Consider the following 20,240-nt stretch of genomic DNA (forward strand, 5'->3'; position numbering starts at 1 on the left):
AGAATTCCTTAATTTTTGTTGGAACTTATGTACGGTATAAGGGATCTTAGCGTGCTCACCACCGCCTGAAAATGATCAGAAACGAATAAACAACAAGGAGCTCTATCATGGGCGAAGCAAAAAGAAGAAAAGAGACCGGCGCGCCGCCGCCCCAAAGGAAGAGAGATCGCAAGCCGCTCTATATCGGCCTTGGTGTCATCGTGCTTGTGTTTGTGGCGGTTGGCATTTTCTTTCTCACCGCAAGCCCGACCCCCACCTCGGATGAACTTCCGGTGGCAGGCCCCAACGCCGATCCGTTTCCCGCCCAGCTTGACCGTTTTGGTGTATCCGTGGGTGACGAGGACGCCCCGGTGGTGGTGCGGGAATTCGCCGACTACCAATGCCCGGCCTGCGCCCGGTTTTCAGAGGCCAGCCAGCAGCTAAAGCAGGAATATGTCGACGCAGGCAAGGTGCGCTTTGTGTATTTTGACCTGCCGCTTCAGCAACACGACAACGCCATGCCCGCCGCCCAGGCAGCACGTTGTGCCGGTGACCAGGACGGCTATTGGGCCATGCACGACAAGCTGTTCGATATGCAGACGGAATGGAGCGGGTCAGACAGCCCGGTGGATACCTTCAGCCGCTATGCTGAAGATCTGGGGCTTGATGAGCGTCGCTTTCGTCGTTGCATGACCACGGATCTGCATGTTGAGGAAATTGAACAAAGCCGGCGCGTGGCAATGCAACTCCGGGTAACCAGCACACCAACAGTGCTGGTCGACAATGTTCGCCTGACCCGCCCGGGTTGGGGGCAACTGTCGGCCATGGTTGAACGCGAGCTGGCTGATTCGAAATAGACAATGAGCCAATAGATGGTCCGAAAAACTCCCGCAATGCGGGAGTTTTTTGTTGGGGGGCAGGGAATCTCGCGGAAAAATGAATTATTATTCATGTGCCCTGGAAATCGATGGATAAACGCAAGCAGTTGAGGCCTCGGGGGCAGGCCTCCATCAAGGAGCAAACAATGAAGAACAGGATTATTTTGGGGTCTGCCTTCGCAGCGCTGGCATCATTCGCATCGGTCGCTTCTGCACAGGACTCTCTGGAAGGTGGTTATGTTGGCCTCAACTACGCCTTTGTAACCTACGAAGAAGACGGTATTTCCGAAGAATTCGATCTTGGTGCGCTGGTGAGCAAGGCCGGGGTCCAGATCAATCCGTACCTGGCTGCCGAGATTCGCGCCGGTTTCGGCGTTGCAGACGACTCGATGAGTGCCAACGGTGTGTCTCTGGACCTTGAGCTGGATTACCTGGTCGGTGGCTATCTGGTACTGGGTCTTCCCAACGAAAGCCCCGTTTACCCCTACGCCATTATTGGTGCCACCAAGGGCGAGCTGACCGCATCGGCTAGCGGCCCTGGTGGGTCCGCCAGCGCGTCTGCATCCGAATCGGACATTTCGTTCGGTGTGGGTGCCAACCTGGACATCAACAAGGACTTCCGGGTTAACGGCGAGTACATGCAGTACATCGACAAGGACGGCGGGGAAGTCTCCGGTATTTCCGTCGGTTTTGCTGTTCTGTTCTGAACCACCGCCTTATTTCCCGGTGCCCTTGTGGGTGCCGGGCCCTATTCATAATTCTTCGTAATTCCCCGTAATACTCTCCCTCGCCCGGATTCGTTAGAATGGCACCCTCGCGCCCGTTGGCGATTATCAACCATGCTCCGGATTTACGGTCCGGCCCGCAGGAGAAACCAGACACATGAGCCAGGATGTTGTTGTCTGCGCGCTCTACAAGTTCGCAGTCCTGAATGATTACAAAGCCCTTCGCCAGCCGCTGCTGGACATGATGCTTGAGACAGACGTACACGGCACGTTGCTGCTGGCCGGTGAAGGCATCAACGGCACCATTGCCGGCAGCCGCGAGGGTGTCGATGCCGTCCGCAACTGGCTGGATGCCGATGAACGGTTTGAAGGCATCGACTACAAGGAATCCTTCGTGGATATCCAGCCCTTCAAGCGCACCAAAGTGAAGCTGAAAAAAGAGATTGTCACCATGGGTGTGGAAGGTATTGACCCGAAACGGATCGTGGGCACCTATGTGGACCCGAAGGAGTGGAATGATCTCATCTCTGATCCGGACGTATTGGTGGTAGACACCCGTAACCAGTACGAAGTGGAGATTGGCACTTTCCGGAACGCCAGGAACCCGGCCACGGACACATTCCGCGAGTTCCCCGGGTACGTGAAGGAAAACATGGATCCTTCGAAGCACAAGAAGGTGGCCATGTTCTGTACCGGCGGTATTCGCTGCGAGAAATCTACGGCCTTCCTGAAGGCGCAGGGGTTCGATGAGGTGTATCACCTGAAGGGGGGCATCCTCCGGTATCTTGAAGAAGTCCCGGAATCACAAAGCCTGTGGCACGGGGAGTGCTTTGTATTCGATGACCGGGTCACGGTGAACCACAAACTGGAGCGGGGCGAGTATGACCAGTGCCATGCCTGCCGCCGGCCGATCACCGAGGAGGACAAGCAGCGCCCGGAGTATGAACAGGGTGTGAGTTGTCACCGCTGTATTGATTCGCTGACGGACGAGCAGAAATCCCGTTTTGCGGAGCGTGAGCGGCAGATGCGACTGGCGGAACAGCGCGGTGAAACCCATGTGGGTGGCGAAGCGGCGCGCATCATAGCTGAGCGCAAGGCCCGGAAAAAGGCTGAGCGCGAGCAACAGGCCCGCAAAAGTGCCATGGGGGAGCGCCGCGCGAAATCCTGACAGGAAACAAGGAGATTCCATGCAGTTCAGAGCAACCCTGGCCATCGTCGCACTGGCGGTATCGCCGATGGCGCTGGCGGTATCGCCGAGTGAGATTGGTGACGAGTTTGATGACTGGGAAGGTGAGGGGGAAGTTGGTGTACTGATTACCTCCGGCAACACGGAGGAAACCAACATCAATGGTCGTCTCGGGTTGACTCACGAGGTGGCAGAGTGGCGGAACACCGGTGATTTCCGCTCAACCTACTCCGAATCAGACGACACTACAACGGCGGAAAAATACAGCGCTGAAGTGCAGTCTGATTACAAGTTCGAGGGCAGCCAATACTGGTTCGTGCGAGGGGCTTATGAAGACGACCGTTTTTCCGGATATGACTTCCAGTCATCGCTGACCACCGGTTACGGTAACCGGGTCTGGCAGCGCGGCGAGCGGTCTTTTCTTGACCTGTCTGTCGGTGGCGGTTACCGGTTCAATCGACTGGAGGAACCGGAAGCAGACGGAAACCAGGAGGAAGAAGAAGCCATCGCCCGGCTGGCAGGCAAGTTCGATTATGCTCTCTCAGAAAATGCACTGTTTCGTCAGAAGCTGAGCACCGAAATTGGTCTGTCGGAGAACAACACCATCAGTGAGTCCGAGACGTCCATACAGGCCACGGTGGTGGGTAACCTTTCGATGAAGGCCGCGTACCTGGTCCAGCATGTTTCCGACGAGCCGGCAGGTGCCGACGATACCGACACCCAGGTTTCAGTGTCATTGCTGTACGGGTTCTGACCGGGCACTAAACCCGGTTCCTGAGCCCCAACTCATCCGGATAGGGGGTCAGGTACTTCTGGCTGTGAAGGTAGTCCACCGGTTCCCGCCGCTGGGCCATCCGCAGCAGGGTCATCGGCACCACCAGGGGAACCTCGCCCCGGTGGTAGGCCTCGACCTGCTCCATCAAGACCTTCCTGTCCTCATCCGCCATGGAATCCCGTAGATAGCCCATCAGGTGCTGCATGGCGTTCACGTGGGAGCCCCGGCTGACCCGCTGGGTCATCGCGTCCATGAACAAGGCAATGTATCGGTCCGCAATGTCCTTCAGGGGCTCAGATTTCAGGTCCCCGAGCATGGGGCCCAACTGGCGGTAAATCTTTTCGGAATGAGCCAGTAACTGGAACTTGTGGCGGGTATGGAATTCGATCAGGGCACGGGCCGTGAGATTGTCACCGGCCACGTTCTGCATCCAGTCATCGTAGGCGAACACCCGCTCAATGAAGTTCTCCCGCAGCGTGTCGTCGTTCAACCGGCCTTCTTCCTCCACCGGCATCAGCGGGTAGTGACGCATCAGGGCGTCGGCAAACAGGCCCCGGCCGTCGCGGCGGGTCACATTGCCGTCTTCATTGTGCACCTTGATACGCTCCATGCCACAGCTCGGGGACTTCGCCATCAGGATGTAGCCCCGCAGGTCTGCCAGGGTGGGGATCACCTGGTCGATAAACCCCTGCATGGCGTCGGTATGGTCTGCCGTGCCTTTGGTTTCGATCAGCTTCAGGCCATCCTGGTATTCACGCAGATGTATGGCGGGCCGGGGTACACCCAGCCCCGCTTCCAGCTCCGGGCAGATGGAACGGAATTCGAAATGGCGGGAAAGCACCTGGGTGCAGAAGCGGGAATGCTTGTGGCCACCATCATGGCGGACTTCCTTGCCCAGCAGGCAGGTGCTGATACCAACGGGGATGCCAGTCACAGTCTTTCTCCGGATTAAAAAGTACCTCTTAGGTACGTTTTTCCAGTCTAAACCGATCATCTCTGGTGTGGAAAGTCGGGTGTTGAATGAGAGGCTTTTGACTGGTCACCGGGAGGATGATCGCGCCAGGGTAAGGGCGTAGATTTGCCGCATGTCCCGGGCAAACTGCTCCACGGAATAGTCCGCCGCGAACTCCAGGGCATGGGCGGCCAGCTCCTTGCGCAGTGGCTCATCTTCCAGCAACTGTTGCACTCGCTCACACCACTGGTCCTGCTTCTCCGGTGTCTTGAATCCGTTATGGCCGTGGCGAACCACGTCCTCAATACCACTGGAGCGAACGGCCACTACCGGAAGACCGGCGGCCATGGCTTCCAGGATCACCATGCCCTGGGTTTCCGATTTCGAGGCAAACAGGAAGACATCGCCAAGGTGATACCAGGTGGCCATATCGTCCGGTGGAACGGAGCCAACCAGTGTAAAGCAGTCCTGCAGCCCCAGTTCATCGATACGCTGCTGCAGGCGCTCATGCTGGTGGCCTTCACCAATCATCAGGAAGCGGAAAGGCCGCTCGGTGCGCTGGTGCAGCTCGTCGATGGCGTCGATCATGAAGTCGATGTTCTTTTCGTTGGACAGGCGCGAGACGCTGACAAACACGGTTTCATCACCGATGTTCAGGGATTCCCGCAGTTTGCGGACATCACCATCATCCACTTCCTGGAATTTCTGGTATTCAATGCCTGTCGGCTGCACGAACGTGGGGCTCTTGACCCCGATCATGCGCAGGTACTCCTCGGTGGAGTAGGTAGGCACGATAACGCTGTCGCATTTATTGGCGAAGTGTTTGATTAACTCATGGGAGATCAGGTTGCGGAACAGGTTACCCGGCAGGGGTACGAAATGTGCGTAGTGCTCCAGTCGGGTGTGGTAGGTGTACACCGCCGGCACCTTGAGACGCCGGGCCACAAACAGCCCCAGCGATCCCAGCCAGATGGGGTGGTGCAGGTGGATGATGTCCGGTTTGAATACCCGCAGCTGCTTCCGGATACGCGCCAGGAAAATATTGGCCAGCCGGAATTCCCGCTTCTCACCCATGGCCAGAAGGGACGGAACCCGAATCACATTGCTTTCCTGCTGTGGCTGGTCCCGGTATCGCGGGCACACGATGAGGATGACATCGCCCAGGGTTTCCAGTCCTTTTCGCAGACGTTCGATGGAAATGGGCACGCCACCGATGAATGGCAGGTAATTGTTGGTGAACATTGCAACCCGCAAGGGGCGGGACAGCCAGGGCTGGGGGTCCAGGTCGTAGTCCGGGTAGTAGTCCTTCGCCACGAAAATGGCGGTATAGAGCTTGATACTGATCAGCACGAACACAGCTACCAACAGGATGAAGTTCACATAGCCAACGTAGAACAGGGAGTAGATAAAGAACCACAGGGATTCCAGCGTGCTCAGCACCGGGTGTTGGCCGGCTTCCAGCCGCTCCAGTGAATGGCTGATCTCGCCATCTTCGCTCACGTCCACCCGCACGTAGTGATAGAAACTGGTATCATCATTGAGCACCAGCCCTCCGGCCCCGCCGGTAGTAATGAAGCGCGTGTCGCGCTGGACCTGGTCCGCATACAGGGACAGGTTTGCGGAAAACACCATATCCACATCATGCCTGGCGATGGCATCAAGCAGTGCTTTTCGAAACTCCGGGGGTTGTAGGAAATCATCGTCCTGTTCGAAGGGGGCTTCCTGTGAAGGTTTCAGCAAAGGGTGGCCGATAAACAGAAATCGCAGGCCGTTGGTTTCCTGGTTTAACAGGTCGTCAAGCCAGCGAATCTGCCACTGCCAGGGTGTCTTGCCGGTACTGTCCAGGAAAATCAGCCGGGCGCCGCCTGCCTTGATGCTGAAAAAGTGCGGGCCGAAATGGTCGTAAAACCGATAACTGCCAAAGTTCTCGTATTCATTCTCGCCGAACGTAAGCAGGTAGGGGATATCCAGGTGGGACAGGGTGCCCTGGATGGCCCGGTACTTGTCTTCACCACCCCCGCTGACGGCGTTGCCGGCGGAAACCATAAAGTCCAGGTCGGCTTCGTTGAGCGCCGGGATCATACGGTCTTCAAAGACACCGACGGAGTTGTTGATGTTGCCCACGACCGCAAAGCTGAAGCCGCCACCACCGGCCAGATTGTCGTGAATTCGGGCCACCTGATCCGTGTGCAGAGCCTCGAAATTCGGCTCGAACAGGTTCAGGTAGGCCTTGTACCCAACCAACAAAACAACAATCGCCAGGTTGATGTAGAACAGCAATTTTAACGGGTGGTGGCGTTTCATGAAGATTCCTTCCTGTTCCTCACCAGTTCCCGCTGCAGGATCACAAGGCCCGCAATCATGCCCAGGTAAATGGTGATGAATCGCCAACTGATGGTCACCAGCACCAGGTGATTAGCCGTCAGTATGTCGCGGAAGAAACTGCCAAATATCCCTTCCGAAATGCCGGACGCTCCGGGTGTTGGTGAAAAGTACATCACAAAGGTGGTCACCACCAGCAGGCCCGTGCTCACAAGGTAGTCTACCTCGTAATCCAGTGCCGATATCAGTAGTGCCGGAAAACTGAACAGGCTGAGCAGGAACACAAAGGTGAACAACACCGACAGTACAACGAACCGTTTCGGGCCGTTGAGATAATCGCCAAAGCTGTGGGAGAAGCGCAGCATTTCGCGTTTGGCCTTGAATTGCCAGCGTTGATGCCGGCGCTCACCGATCAGATGAAAGTGGTGCAATACGCTCAGCAGTCGTCCCAGTGGCGCGATGAGCCAGCGGGTGCGGAACAGCACTACCATGAAAAAGCCGAGGTAGAGCAGGATCAGCACCGCCAGTATCGGCCCCAGCTCACCCACCAGGGGCTGGTTGTCCAGGGCGTCGAGGGTGAGCAGGAAAACGGGCGTAAGGGAAAAGATAAAAATCACCGCAATCACAGTGCGGATGGTCGTCGCCGCCGTGGCGCGGCCCACCGGCACCCCGTGATGCTGCAGGTACCAGATCTGCGCAAAGCCGCCACCGGTGGCCATGGGCGTCACATTGGAGAAAAACAGGTTGATGAATACCAGCCGGAAAATCACGACAAATGGCAAGCGGTGCCCCAACGCCCGCAGGGTAAAGTGCAGCCGCAGCCCGTCGGTCGTAAAGTAGACCACCATCAGGGCAATAATGGAAACAATCGCTTGTGGCGAAACCAGCCGCTCGTCAAAAGTAATGCTACGCCCGGCAAACTGGTCGTACACGGCATAAAGCCCGGCTGCCGTCATGGCAATAAACATCAGGCTGAAAACAGTCAGCCTGCGCCAGGACGCGCGCTGTTGGTAATCTTGCTCCGGGATATTGGTCATGGACTGCCCGCCGTTAAGAGACGGGCAGTTTACTGTTTGTAGCGGGGGGCTTGTCCAGTGTCCTGCTAGTGGCCATACACCATCATGGTGGTGTTTTTAATGGCAAAATCCGTGAACTGCACGGAACCGATGCTGGTGCCGCCCACCTTGAACACCGGCATATCGATGTCGGCCCGGAAGTCCACATCGTGAATGGACAGCCCTTCCTTGCCAGAGGCCGCACTGGTGCCCCGGGAGAGTTTTGCGGTGGCGCTGGCCATACCGAAGTGGCCCAGGGTGTCATCGCCCCGGCGGTTGTGGATCTGCAACCCTTCGATGCCAACCGCAGCAAAGTTGAACAGCAGGATCACGTCGGCCGCATCCCAATCCAGGCTGCCGTCGGTGATCTCGAAGTGGGTGTCCAACTGCAGCTCCGAACCCGATACCACGTTGCCGTTGGTCAGGGTGCGGGTATTGCTGCCCTGGTTGCGGATCACCAGGTCCGTGGGGCCGATATAACCCTGGAGCATGATGTTGGAGAACAGGCTGGCGGTACCGCCGGAGCCGGTGGCCTCAACGCTGTCGACGGCCAGTTCAAAGTCTACCGCCTGCAGGTAATCGTCCAGGCTGGTGGGGTCGTCGTAGTCTGTAGCACCCAGGTGAATCACCAGGTCACCGCTGTCGAACTGCTTGCCATAACCACCACCCACGGCATAGCGGGCGAGGGCGTCGGCCACATCCGGATTGGACGTATCCAGCAGGCCGGCGTCGGCACGGCGGGCGATCTCAGAGAAGCCGTGTGTGAGGACTTCATCCTGCCCGGCGATATCCAGGGTGATCTTGAGGTTGTCCAGAACCGTGTTGTTCTGCCCGGACAGGCGAATGCCGTTGACGTTCAGCGAGCCTTCGTCGGTCCAGCTCAGGCGGTCCATCTCGATTTTGGTTTCCATCTCGATGGTGACACCGGTCTGGCCGGTGACTTCACCCAAGGTGGTGTCATCCAGCGGCCGGAAATCCGCCATAACAGGCAGCGACAGGCTGGCGGCAAGGCTCAGGGTGAAGAACCCGCGCAGGGCGGGTTTGAATTGCTCCAGGCGCGTGCGGGCGTTTCGACGTATCATGGTGGCCCCGATTATTATTGTTACAAACTGTTACGATAGGTGGGATAGCAACAGGTGTCTGTGAGTTGGGTCACAGACTCGGTCAGGCCGAAGGGGCCAGAGCCTGCTGAATCAGTTCCTTCTGGTGGGCGCCGAACTCAGCCACCAGGGCCTCGGATTCATCAGCATCCCGCGCAAGAATGGCTTTCGTCAGGTTGGTGAAAAATCGGCCGGTGCGGTCCAGATCCTGCCGGTAACGATCCGCGCTCAGGTAGTAGGCCCGGCTGACGGCGGGCTTGAAGTTCGTCAACGCCTCGGTGAGGTAGGGATTGCCCACCACCTCACAGCACACGTCCATCACCCCGAAACTGGCCTCCACAATCGCCGTGATATTGGCGTCCTTCCGCTGCATCTGGCTGGTTACCTGCTCAACCGCCCCCAACAACCCCGCCTTGTCGCCCTCCTGCCAACGCTCACACAGGCGTCGCGCCAGCATGATCAGCAAGTGCATGTACACGTCGTAAAGCTCAGACGCATGCGCCGCGTCCAGCTTGGTGGCGGATGCGCCCTTGCGTGGGGTGATCTCAATCAGGTGCCAGCGCTCCAGGGTGTACAGCGCTTCTTTCACCGAGGCCCGGCTTACCTTCAGTTCGTTGGCCGTGGTGGCCTCATGCAAACGCTCCCCGGGCCTGATCCGGCCGGTCATGATACGCTCGGCCAGGTAATTGGCAATCTGCTCGGCAAGGGTGTTGGGTACCTGGAAATCCATGGTTTAGCTAGCCTTTTGATCTTCCGGATATAAAAGTAGCACCATGTTACATCAAGCGTCCTGATAGGTATCTTTGTACTGGTCACGCAACTGCTTTTTCTGGACCTTGCCCATGGTATTGCGGGGCAGGGCGTCCACGAAGAAAACCCGCTTCGGCTGTTTGTACTTGGCCAAGTGGCCGGAAAGCGCGTCGATGACATCCTTCTCGGCCAGTGACTGGCCGGGCGCCAGGACCACAACGGCCGTTACGCCCTCTCCGAAATCCGGATGCGGCACGCCAATAACCGCGGACTCCGACACCTCCGGCAGGGCATCGATGATCTGCTCCACCTCTTTCGGGTAAACGTTGAAGCCGCCGGAAATCACCAGGTCCTTATCGCGTCCGACAATCTGGACATATCCGCGCTCGTCGACCAGGGCCAGGTCACCGGTGACAAAGAACCCATCGTCAAGCAGCTCCGCCCTGGTCTTTTCCGGCATACGCCAGTAGCCCTTGAAAACGTTGGGCCCGCGCACCTCCAGCATGCCGATCTCTCCCTGGGGCAACGGCTCGTGGTCACCGGTTTCCGAATTGGTGATGCGGATTTCCACGCCTGGAAGTGGCATACCCACGGTGCCGGCAACTCGTTCGCCATCATAGGGGTTTGAAGTATTCATGTTGGTTTCAGTCATGCCGTAGCGCTCAAGAATGGCATGGCCGGTACGCTGCTGGAATTGCTGGTGGGTTTCCGCTGTCAGCGGCGCCGAACCGGAGGTGAACAGCCGCATGTTCGCGGTCAGTTCCGGTGTCAGGCGGTCATCCTGTAGCAGCCGCGTATAAAAGGTTGGCACCCCCATCATCGATGTGCCTTTTGGCATGGCGGCGATGATGGTGTCGACATCAAACTTCGACATGAAGTACAGGCTGGCCCCGGCAATCAGAACAACGTTGCAGGCCACGAACAGGCCGTGGGTATGGAAGATGGGCAACGCATGGATCAGGCGGTCTTTCTCGGTAAAGCGCCAGGCCTCCGCCAGGGTCGTGCAGTTGGAGCCCAGGTTCTTGTGGGTGAGCATGGCCCCCTTGGAGCGGCCGGTCGTACCCGAGGTGTAGAGGATGGCAGACAGGTCATCCTCGTTGCGCTGCGCAATGCCAGTAAAGGCTTCCGCCTTTGCCGCCTGGTCCATCAGCGATCCATCCGCTTTCGCGCCAAGGGTCTCGACGCACGGGCACCCGGTTTCAGCCGCAATGGCTTTTGCCGCCTCCAGGGCCTGGGGTTGGCACACAAACACGGCCGGCTCGGCGTCTCCCAGGAAATAACCGATCTCATCAGGGGTGTAACCGGTATTGAGGGGCAGGTAGACACCCCCTACGCGTAGGGTTGCCAGGTACAGAAGAATGGCTTCGGGGCTCTTGTCGACCTGCGCGGCAACCCGGTCACCCGGCTTGACTCCAAGGTGTTGTAAAGCGCCGGCAATACGCTCGGTTCCTGCCAGCGCATCAGCGTAGGAGTATTCCTTGCCCTCAGGCGTGGTAATGAAATTCGCGGCGCCCCGAGCCTGCATTCTGGTGGCAAAGCTATCGAACAGATTATGGTTCATTTCTTGAGTTCTCCCTGGAACAGTTTCCTGCCGAGCTTGCTCAGTTCACGCACGCTGGAGGAACAGACGATCTCACCATTGGTGGTGTATTTTTCGTTGTTGCGCTCAATGTTTTCGAGCACATAAAGGTAATTCACCATCAGGCTGGCGGACTGTTTTATGCCGTTGTCAGAAACATCGCCAAGCCAGTTGATGCGGTGCAGTTCAGCGCCATTACCCAGGTGGAACCGGGCCACGGGATTCAGCGGCAGGTTGTCACCGTTCTTTTCCTTCAACAGGTAGCGGGCTGCCAGGGGGCGAACAACCTCACTGAGGCGTTCCGCCAATTCCGGCTGATTGACCCAATCCGGGTCGTCCAGATGACCGAGCACTGTCTCGGCCTCCGGCGTCAGCAAACCGGAATCCGGCGGGTAGGTTCTCTCCAGCCAGCTCCGAAACAGGGGTAACGGCGACAGGGTCACAAAGTTCTTCAGGTTGGGGAGTTCCTGCTTCAGTTCCTGCACCACCTGTTTAATCAGGAAGTTACCGAAGGAAATGCCCCGGAGGCCGGCCTGGCAGTTACTGATACCGTAAAACGCCGCGGAATCGGCAAGCTCGGGGGCTTCAATGTCGTATTGGCCGTGCGCAAGGATGGGTTGGACCTTATCGGGAATCCCCCTGGTCAGGGCCACTTCCACAAAGATCAGCGGTTCATCACCGATCGCCGGATGGAAGAAACCGAAGCAACGCCGGTCCCGGGCGTCCAGCCGGCGCCGCAGGTCATCCCAGCCCTGAATCTTGTGCACGGCCTCGTAACGGATGATTTTCTCCAGGATGGAGGCCGGGGTTGTCCAGTCGATGCGCCTTAATACCAGGAAGCCACGGTTGAACCAGGAGCCAAACAGGTGAACGAAGTCCGCGTTGATCGGCTCATAATCCTTGTGGCCCTCCATCAGCGCTAAAAAATCCTGCCGCATCTTCACCAGCTCGTAGGTGGCTCCCTGAGTCAGGTTGAGCCGCCGGAACAGTTCCTGCCGGTGTGGCTCGCAGACCTTAAACAACTCTGCCAGGTGCTGGTTGGACCGGTCACTCCTGTAGACCCGGTAGGCTTCATCGATCCTGTCCGGGGCGGCGGCAAAATTCTTCGCCAGCGCGCAGAAGAAGCTGCGCTTGTTCTCGTCATCCAGGGACTGGTAAATATCCAGGGCCCGGCTGGCCATGACAATACTCGCGGCCTCGCCGTCGCTGTTCAGAAGCTCGTGGCACGCAGCCTCCAGGTCGGTGTGATCATAACTGGCCTTCTTTGAACCAAACCTGCGCTGCATCTTGTCACGCTGGGTGATGCTGCTGAACAGCTCTTGCAGGAAACTCATGTTCATAGTGATAACCTTTGTCTCGGCCTCAGGAACCCGCACCCATGATCAGGTTCGGTAACCACAAGGCGATTTGCGGGAAAAAGCAAAGCAGCACGATGCCCAGAATCATGCACAGGGCGTAGGGCAGGCTCCCCAGCAGGATGTCCCTGAGCGCTATGTCAGGTGCAATTCCCTTTATGATGAACAGGTTGAGACCCACCGGCGGCGTAATCAGGCCGATCTCCAGGTTGATGGTCAGGATGACTGCAAACCAGTAAGGGTCGAAGTTCGCCGCGACAATGATCGGCAACAGAATGGGGGCCGCCATCACAATGACCGCCACCGGAGGCAGGAAGAATCCGGCCACCAGCAGGAAAACGTTGATCACACCCATCAATACCCAGCGATTCACCTCAAGGTCGGCAATGGCTCCGGCCACGGTCTGGGTAATGAAGAGAGAGGACAGGGCGAAGGCAAAGATTTCGGCGGTGGCAATGATCAGCATGATCATCACGCTTTCGCGCAGGGCGTCGCGCATGATATTGCCGACCGGTTTTACCTGCCACATGCGATACACCACAATGGCCAGCACGAGGCACAGGAAAGCGCCAACCCCCGCCGCCTCAGAGGGTGTTGCCACCCCGCCATAGAGTGCAAACAGGATGCCCATGACCACCAGCAGGAAGGGCAGTACACGCACCAGCGCCTTGATATTACCTTCAACGTTTTCCTTGATCTGGGCCGCCGCCTGGGCCACGGGGTTCGGGCTGTTGTAACCACCCGCAAGCTTGCAGGCGATCAGGGTCCAGATCATGAACAGGGCTGCCAGCATCAGCCCGGGAATTGCTCCGGCAATGAACAGGCGGCCTATGGAAGTTTCGGTAGAGATACCATAGACAATCATGGTGACCGACGGGGGGATCAGAATGCCAAGTGTGCCCCCGGCGGCGATACAGCCGGCGGCAACACCATCCGGATAACCCCGCTTGCGCATCTCGGGAATACCGAGCTTTCCGATGGCCGCGCTGGTGGCCGGCGACGAGCCTGACAGCGCTGCAAAGATTGAGCAGGCCGCAATGTTGGAAATCGCCAGCCCGCCTGGCAGTTTGCCCATCCACAGATCAAGAGAGCGATAAAGGTCTCGTCCTGTTGGCGAAGAGGCCACCGCAGCACCCATCAGAATGAACATGGGGATGGCAACGAAGCCGAAAGTGGCAACGTTCCCGTAAAAGGTTTCACCAAAGTAGATCAGTTCACCCATTCCCCGGTCGAGGACCAGGGCTCCCAGCGACACGGCGCCGAGGGCAAAGGCAATCGGAGTGCCAATGGCCATCAGCACCAGCAGAACCACTACAACGAGAATACCGCTTGTTACCGGGTCCATGTCAGGTCTCCCCCCGCAGGATTTCCGCCACGTACTGCAGCGACAACAGCGAGGCACCCACGGCCACCGGCAGGATTGCAGGCCACAACGGCGGATTCCAGACAGTGCCTGTGGTCCACTCAAGGGTGAAGGCTTCGTAAAAGTAGTACCAACAGCCGTAAGTCAGGGCCAGGCAGAAAGCCAGCCCAACCAGGGAGGCTGACAGGCGCATCAGGCGCCTGGGAAGGCCTTGCAGCGCATCGGGCAGCACAGTTACCGCAACGTGGCCGCCGGTTTTCAGCACATAAGGCGTGCCCAGCAACATGGACGCGGTGATCGCGAAGGTGGTGAACTCGGTTTGCCAGATAGTGCTCTCACCCATCACATAACGGACAAACACCATGTGGACGACAGACAGGACACCGAGCGCAAGCAGAGCACCTGCCACGACGGCGACAGCCACAGACACCGCGTCCACGCAGCGGATATACCCGCCAAACAGGCCTTGCTCTGAAGCTCGTCGATAACTGGAAGTTTGGGACATAACTGAACCCCGGGAGAAGTTGTGCTTACCCTGCCCAGTCGAAAGCCTGAGCAGGGTAGCGAGGGTGGAAAGCCAACAACGCAGGTGTTACTCGACGGCAAGCGCGGCATCGATCAGGGCCTGCCCGCCAGGAACGTTTTCCGCGAAAGTCTTGTAGGAACTCTCCTTGGCGATGTCCAACCAGGCCTGATAGTTCTCCGGTGTCATCTGAACAACCTCAACGCCATTCTCGGAAAACACGTCTACCAGCTTCTGGTCAAGGCCCGCCGCCTCCCTGGCGAAATACTCTTCCGCGTTCTGACCGGCCTCAGTAAGTGCCGCTTGCTGCTCGGCATTCAGGCTGTTCCAGCTGCGCTCGGAAATAAGAACGGGCTCATACATGAACCACAGGGCATTCTTACCTGGTGCGGTCAGGCAGGAGACCTGTTCGTAGATGCGGTAGGAGACGAAGGAACCGGACGACGTATTGGCACCATCGAGAACGCCTGTCTGCATGGCGGTGTAGATCTCGGACGACGGCATGGAAGCAATGGACGCGCCCGCAGTGGCCAGCATTTCATCAAACGCCGGGCCGGCGGCTCGGAGCGTTTGCCCCTGCACGGTGTCTGGCGAGGTAATGCACTGCATGTTCGAGGCGAAACCTCCCGCCAGCCATGCATCGGCCAGGACCCGGGCGCCAGCGTCGTTAATGACTTTCTTGATCATATCCATGAATTCGGAGTCATTCAGGCGCTGGGCACGTTCGTGGCTGCGAACCAGGCCGGGCATCAGGGTTGCTGAGAACTCAGGATGACGACCACTGGCGTAGTCCAGCGGCAATGAAATCATGTCAACCCGGCCACGAACCAGTGCACCCCATTGTTCCTTGGCTTTGAACAGGGATTGGCCCGGATAAATCTGGAGCTCCAGTCCGACATCGGCTGCAGCCACTTCACGGGCCATGAGCTGGACCATTTCGTCCCGCACGTCTCCCTTGCCGCCGGGAAATTGGTGGGAAACACGGAGTACGGTATCCGCCGCAGCGGCACCGACAACAAACACCGACAGGGAGGCCGCGATGGCGAGTTTTGCGAAGGGCATTTTCATCATCTTATCTCCATAATTGTTGTTGTAGTATTAATCAGGGTATCCTGATATATATATCATTAGTCTTGATATATACACTTGTCAACAGATATCGACTAAAGTAAGACTATCCAGCTTTTCTATCCTGACCAGGCAAACCAACAATGAAACGCTCGACGACCCAGAAGCTGAAAGACTCCCTTGAAGAAGACATTATCAATGGCCGCCTCTTGCCGGGCGAACAGCTGGATCACGATGCGCTCGCCCGCCAGTATGGGGTTTCGAGAACACCTATTCGTGAAGCCGTTCAGCAGTTGGAGGTCAGTGGCCTTGTAACGGTGAAACCGAAAAAAGGCACCTTTGTCGCCAAGGTGGGCTTTGATCAGTTGATCGAGATGTTTGAAGTCATGGCGGAGCTGGAGGGCATGTGCGGCCGGCTGGCGGCCAGGAGAATTCAGCCATTGGAACTGGAAGCGTTGCGGGCGGCACTGATGCGCTGCCAGGACCCGGCTGTCATGGCTGACCCGGACGATTACTACTACGAAAACGAAGAGTTCCACGGCTGCATTTACGCGGCAAGCCACAACACTTTCCTGGCCGCGGAAACACGACAACTCAAACAGCGGCTGAAGCCTTATCGCCGCCTCCAGTTGCAAGCCCGCAACCGGGTGTCAACGTCGGTTGAAGAGCATCGGAAAATCTTTGAAGCCATAGAAAGTGGTAATGAACACGAAGCCGAGCGATGCCTGAAAGAACACGTTCTGATTCAGGGAACCCGCTTCAGCGACTTTGTATCCCAGGTCAAAGAGTTTGGAGCCTCGTAGCTCCCATGCTTGAGGTTGAGCGCTTCGGCAATAGGCGGAATTCCGCTTATCGGTCTCTCGCCCTATCGGCGGAATTCCGCCTATACTTTTTTCCAGCTGGCCTGCAGCTCGCTATTTATGGGACTCTGTTTATTGGCATGCATGCTGCAGACCCGTAGATACGTCAACGGGCACCATGTGTACCGACGCTATTCAAACAAAAACGAGGTGAACAACATGCGTAAGCTATTCCTTGCACTGGGCGCATCCGCGCTGATCGGTGTTTCTCCCGCACAGGCGGATACCAATCTCTCCATCGCCACTGGTGGCACTGGCGGCACCTACTACCCCTTGGGTGGTGGGCTTGCCGAGTTGATCAGCAACCACATTGAGGGTTACAGCGCGGTTGCCGAAGTCACGGGTGCCTCGGTTGAAAACATGGGGCTGGTCCACCGCCAGGATTCCGACTTGGCCATAGCGTTGGCCGATACCGTGCATCAGGCCTATAACGGCGGTGAACGCTTCAATGGCAATAAGCTGGATGTGCTGGCCATTGCCTCGCTCTATCCGAATGCGGTTCAGATCGTGACGTTGGCGGATTCCGGAATTACCTCGTTGGCGGACCTGGCGGGAAAAACGGTGTCCGTCGGTGCGCCCGGTAGCGGTACCGAAGTCAACGCCAGGTCACTACTGGAAGCAAATGGCCTGAGCTTCGACGACTTTGAGGTTCGCAACCTGAACTTCAACGAATCCGCAGATGCCCTGCGTGATGGCGACATCGACGCTGGCTTCTGGAGCGTGGGCCCGCCAACGAGTTCCATCGTCAGCCTGGCCACCACCCGCGATATCTCTCTGATCTCCCTCTCCGAGGAGGAAATCGCCAACGCCAGAGCCGACGTGCCTGTGTTTGCGCCATATGAGTTACGTGCCGGTGCTTATGAGGGTGTGGATACCGCCATTTCAACGATTGGTATTCCAAATGTCCTCACGGTGAATAACGCCATGTCGGATGAACTGGCCTACCAGATCACCAAGCTGCTGTTCGAGAAAGTGGAGGATCTGCGGGCGATTCACCCGGCCGCCGACGACACCACGGTGGAGTTCAGCCTTGAATCCACACCCATCCCGCTCCATCCGGGTGCCATTCGCTATTACGAGGAAGTCGGCGCAACAGTGCCGGACAAACTGCGCGAGTAACCGGGAACTCACTGCCATGACCTTTCGGCGCATGGGTTCCCTGGCGGGTTGTCTGGCGCGATCACTGCCATGGGTGCTGTTACCCATGGCAGTCAGCGCTCAAAGCAACTCGCCATGGCAGTTGTCCGTTTCGGATTCCAGCCAGACCACCCTGGTCGAGATCAGTCTGCCTGAGACAGGGCGCTGGTGTCTGGTCTGGAACCATTCGGTGCAGGGCTTCCCGGTTACCGACTGCTTCCGGATGAAGGACGGCCAACTGATGCTGGACAGCAGTCACACACCAGACTTCGCAGCCGGCCTGGGCTACACCAGTGGGCGGGGAACATTGAAGTCTGATGACAAGCAGGGTTACCGCATCGTCGATATGCAGGTACCCATACCCGACAATCACCTCTGGCTGCGCGTTGGTGCCCCCTCGGTGAATCACCGTATAGAGGTGGGTTCGCGGTTGGTGAGTCTCAGTCGTCTGGCAGCAGACACACTCGTCGAGATTCGAGTGCAGCCCACAGGCGATACAGGAAAACAGCTTCAATGAGTCAAGAAACCGCCATCTTCCTGAAAACCAATGGCGATTGGCAGCCGACCAGAATAAGCGGGCCCAGACCCTTACTCTGGCTTATTGCCCTGGTCGGTATCGGCCTGTCGCTTTTTCAGCTCTACAGCGCGGGTATCCAGCCCCTCGGGTTGTTCTATCAGCGGGGCATCCACCTGGCGCTGGTAATGATGCTGTGCTTCCTGCTGTTCGGGCCTCGCCCGGGTAAGCCCCGTGGCCCGATAACGGCACTGATCGACACCGGCCTGCTGATTGCGTCCGCCGCCTCCGGGTTCTACCTGGTCTGGTTTCTGGACGAGATTACCAGCAGGGCGGGGTTCTGGAATCAGACCGATATTGTCATGGCCTGGGTCTGCAGCATTACCCTGCTGGAGGCCAGTCGCCGCGCAGTGGGTACCGGTCTTACCGTGATTGGACTGGTGGCCATCCTCTACGCGATGAGTGGCCAGCGTGGGTCGCTGTCGTGGCTTGGGGAATGGTTGCCTGGCATCCTCAGCCATCGAGGTTATACCCTGGATCGTATCGGTGCCCAGTTGTACCTTGGGCAGGAAGGCATTCTCGGCTTGCCGCTGGGTGTTGCGGCAACGTTTGTTTTCATCTTTGTGCTGTTCGGCGCCATGCTGGAAGTCACCGGCGCTGGCCGATTCTTTATCGACCTGGCCTTTGCCGCGACCGGTCGCCAGCGCGGCGGGCCCGCCAAGGCCGCGGTGCTGGCATCGGCCAGTATGGGCTCTATCTCCGGCAGCGCCATCGCCAACGTGGTCACCACGGGCGCGTTTACCATCCCGCTGATGAAAAAGCTGGGCTTCCGGCCTGCCCAGGCCGGTGGTATCGAAGCCGCCGCCAGCACGGGTGGCCAGATAATGCCCCCGTTGATGGGCGCAGGCGCCTTCCTGATCGCTGAATACACCCGGGTACCGTATCTGGAAATCGTCAAGGTCAGCGTGTTTCCGGCCCTGCTTTACTTTGCCACGGTGTACCTGCTGGTCCACATCTGCGCAGTGAAGCAGGGCATGAAGGGCCTGCCCGCCAACGAGCTTCCCCAGGTCAAGGATGTGATGGCCTCTGGCTGGTACTTCCTGTTGCCGATCATCATGTTGGTGTACCTGCTGGTGTTGGGCATCTCTCCCATGCGCGTTGGTTTCTATGCCGTGGTCGGCATTATAGGCATTGCCGGGCTGAATGGCCTGTGCGTCGCCTATAAGCAAGGCAGGGCGGAAAACCAGTTGGTAAAGGCCATGAAGCATGCGCTCCGGGAGGGCGTCATAAAGCTTTTGCAGGGGCTGGAGCTGGGCGCACGCAACGCGGTTCCCGTCAGCATTGCCTGCGCCATCGCCGGCATCGTGGTTGCCGTCGTCGGCCTGACGGGCCTGGGCCTGAAGTTCTCCTCGATGATGATTGCCTTTTCCGACGGCAACATCCTGCTGGCGCTGTTACTGGTGGTCATCGCAAGCCTGATCCTGGGCCTGGGGCTGCCGGTTACCGCCAGCTACATCGTGTTAATCGTGCTCGTAGGGCCGGCGTTGACCAATGAGTTCGGCATTCCGCTGCTGGTGGCCCACCTGCTGGTGTTCTGGTACTCCCAGGACTCCAACGTCACGCCCCCTGTGGCGTTGGCGGCGTTCGCGGGGGCGGCGATTGCGGGCAGTAAAACCATGGAGACCAGCGTCCAGGCCTGGAAGTTCGCCAAGGGCCTGTACCTCATTCCGCTGTTCATGGTGTTCAACCCCGTGATCATAGAAGGCGGCCCGCTGCATCTGGTTCTCTGGAACGGATTCATCGCCATGCTCGCCCTGACGGCCTTTGCGGCGGCGCTTGAAGGTTTCCTGTTTACCTACATGAAAGTGTGGATGCGAATCCTGTTAAGCGGTGCGGTTATAGCGATTTTCTATCCCGACTTTTACGTGGAGGTGGCGGGTGTTGTGACAATGCTGGTGTTGCTGGCTATCAACTTTACGCAACGTCATCAGGGCCAGAGTGGCTATAACGCTACCCGAGCCTCTTCGGCCTAGATGATGCCTTCAGGTAAGCAGCCGTCTCGCCGACGTTACCCGGCTTTTCGGTCTTTGCCGTTCTGGTTGTTTGTCGGGTTGTTTTC

Annotated in this window: 18 protein-coding genes; 8 read left to right on the forward strand and 10 right to left on the reverse strand. The window is 58.0% G+C overall.

Translation table 11 applies throughout. From position 1 onward, the window contains the following. Positions 1-107 precede the first annotated feature (107 nt). The 4 genes from NLU14_RS06170 to NLU14_RS06185 all read left to right on the forward strand — a co-directional run bounded on the left by NLU14_RS06170 (position 108) and on the right by NLU14_RS06185 (position 3,522). Entirely contained in the window at positions 108-836 is a 729-nt protein-coding gene (locus NLU14_RS06170) for a DsbA family protein (RefSeq protein WP_275705306.1), read from the forward strand. Positions 837-1,003: 167 nt separating this feature from the next. Beyond that, the gene (locus NLU14_RS06175; RefSeq protein WP_275705307.1) at positions 1,004-1,564 is read left to right on the forward strand and encodes an outer membrane beta-barrel protein; all 561 of its coding nucleotides are present in this window, start codon (positions 1,004-1,006) and stop codon (positions 1,562-1,564) included. A gap of 175 nt (positions 1,565-1,739) precedes the next feature. Next, positions 1,740-2,750 (forward strand): oxygen-dependent tRNA uridine(34) hydroxylase TrhO, encoded by a 1,011-nt coding sequence (gene trhO / locus NLU14_RS06180; RefSeq protein ID WP_275705308.1) that lies wholly within the window; start codon positions 1,740-1,742, stop codon positions 2,748-2,750. Between the two features lie 19 nt (positions 2,751-2,769). Beyond that, on the forward strand, positions 2,770-3,522 hold the full coding sequence (locus tag NLU14_RS06185; RefSeq protein WP_275705309.1) for a DUF481 domain-containing protein: 753 nt from the start codon (positions 2,770-2,772) through the stop codon (positions 3,520-3,522). A gap of 7 nt (positions 3,523-3,529) precedes the next feature. Here the strand turns inward: NLU14_RS06185 and NLU14_RS06190 are convergent, their stop codons facing one another. From NLU14_RS06190 to dctP, 10 genes are all read right to left on the reverse strand, one after another. Beyond that, a complete protein-coding gene (locus tag NLU14_RS06190; protein ID WP_275705310.1) occupies positions 3,530-4,477 on the reverse strand; it encodes a YbgA family protein in 948 nt (315 codons plus the stop codon). A 105-nt stretch (positions 4,478-4,582) separates the two neighbouring features. Then, positions 4,583-6,799, reverse strand: a complete 2,217-nt coding sequence (locus tag NLU14_RS06195) for a glycosyltransferase (protein WP_275705311.1) — start codon at positions 6,797-6,799, stop codon at positions 4,583-4,585. Further along, positions 6,796-7,854, reverse strand: a complete 1,059-nt coding sequence (locus NLU14_RS06200; RefSeq protein WP_275705312.1) for a lysylphosphatidylglycerol synthase transmembrane domain-containing protein — start codon at positions 7,852-7,854, stop codon at positions 6,796-6,798. The genes NLU14_RS06195 and NLU14_RS06200 overlap by 4 nt, the downstream gene beginning before the upstream one ends. Before the next feature lie 65 nt (positions 7,855-7,919). Then, complete coding sequence (locus NLU14_RS06205) at positions 7,920-8,954, reverse strand: DUF6160 family protein (RefSeq protein WP_275705313.1); 1,035 nt, start codon at positions 8,952-8,954, stop codon at positions 7,920-7,922. 82 nt (positions 8,955-9,036) lie between these two features. Then, positions 9,037-9,702 (reverse strand): GntR family transcriptional regulator, encoded by a 666-nt coding sequence (locus NLU14_RS06210; protein ID WP_275705314.1) that lies wholly within the window; start codon positions 9,700-9,702, stop codon positions 9,037-9,039. Between the two features lie 51 nt (positions 9,703-9,753). Then, positions 9,754-11,283 carry a malonate--CoA ligase gene (locus NLU14_RS06215; RefSeq protein WP_275705315.1) on the reverse strand — a complete coding sequence of 510 codons (1,530 nt, stop codon included), beginning with the start codon at positions 11,281-11,283 and terminating at the stop codon, positions 9,754-9,756. Beyond that, on the reverse strand, positions 11,280-12,641 hold the full coding sequence (locus NLU14_RS06220) for a malonyl-CoA decarboxylase (protein WP_275705316.1): 1,362 nt from the start codon (positions 12,639-12,641) through the stop codon (positions 11,280-11,282). Before NLU14_RS06220 ends, NLU14_RS06215 begins: the two co-directional genes overlap by 4 nt. Positions 12,642-12,663: 22 nt before the next feature. After that, positions 12,664-14,001 (reverse strand): TRAP transporter large permease, encoded by a 1,338-nt coding sequence (locus NLU14_RS06225; protein WP_275705317.1) that lies wholly within the window; start codon positions 13,999-14,001, stop codon positions 12,664-12,666. A gap of 1 nt (position 14,002) precedes the next feature. Continuing rightward, positions 14,003-14,524, reverse strand: coding sequence for a TRAP transporter small permease subunit (locus NLU14_RS06230; protein ID WP_275705319.1), 522 nt, complete (start codon positions 14,522-14,524; stop codon positions 14,003-14,005). Positions 14,525-14,611: 87 nt separating this feature from the next. Further along, the gene (gene dctP / locus NLU14_RS06235) at positions 14,612-15,613 is read right to left on the reverse strand and encodes a TRAP transporter substrate-binding protein DctP (protein WP_275705320.1); all 1,002 of its coding nucleotides are present in this window, start codon (positions 15,611-15,613) and stop codon (positions 14,612-14,614) included. Positions 15,614-15,753: 140 nt separating this feature from the next. On the opposite strand from dctP, the gene NLU14_RS06240 reads away from it, so the two are divergent. The 4 genes from NLU14_RS06240 to NLU14_RS06255 all read left to right on the forward strand — a co-directional run bounded on the left by NLU14_RS06240 (position 15,754) and on the right by NLU14_RS06255 (position 20,154). After that, entirely contained in the window at positions 15,754-16,413 is a 660-nt protein-coding gene (locus NLU14_RS06240) for a GntR family transcriptional regulator (RefSeq protein WP_275705321.1), read from the forward strand. Between the two features lie 216 nt (positions 16,414-16,629). After that, positions 16,630-17,589, forward strand: coding sequence for a TAXI family TRAP transporter solute-binding subunit (locus NLU14_RS06245; RefSeq protein WP_275705322.1), 960 nt, complete (start codon positions 16,630-16,632; stop codon positions 17,587-17,589). Between the two features lie 16 nt (positions 17,590-17,605). Then, entirely contained in the window at positions 17,606-18,124 is a 519-nt protein-coding gene (locus tag NLU14_RS06250) for a DUF1850 domain-containing protein (protein ID WP_275705323.1), read from the forward strand. Continuing rightward, positions 18,121-20,154, forward strand: coding sequence for a TRAP transporter permease (locus NLU14_RS06255; RefSeq protein ID WP_275705324.1), 2,034 nt, complete (start codon positions 18,121-18,123; stop codon positions 20,152-20,154). Before NLU14_RS06250 ends, NLU14_RS06255 begins: the two co-directional genes overlap by 4 nt. Positions 20,155-20,240: the final 86 nt, after the last annotated feature.

The sequence above is a fragment of the Marinobacter iranensis genome (genome assembly GCF_029207565.1).
In the GTDB taxonomy this organism is placed as follows: domain Bacteria; phylum Pseudomonadota; class Gammaproteobacteria; order Pseudomonadales; family Oleiphilaceae; genus Marinobacter; species Marinobacter iranensis.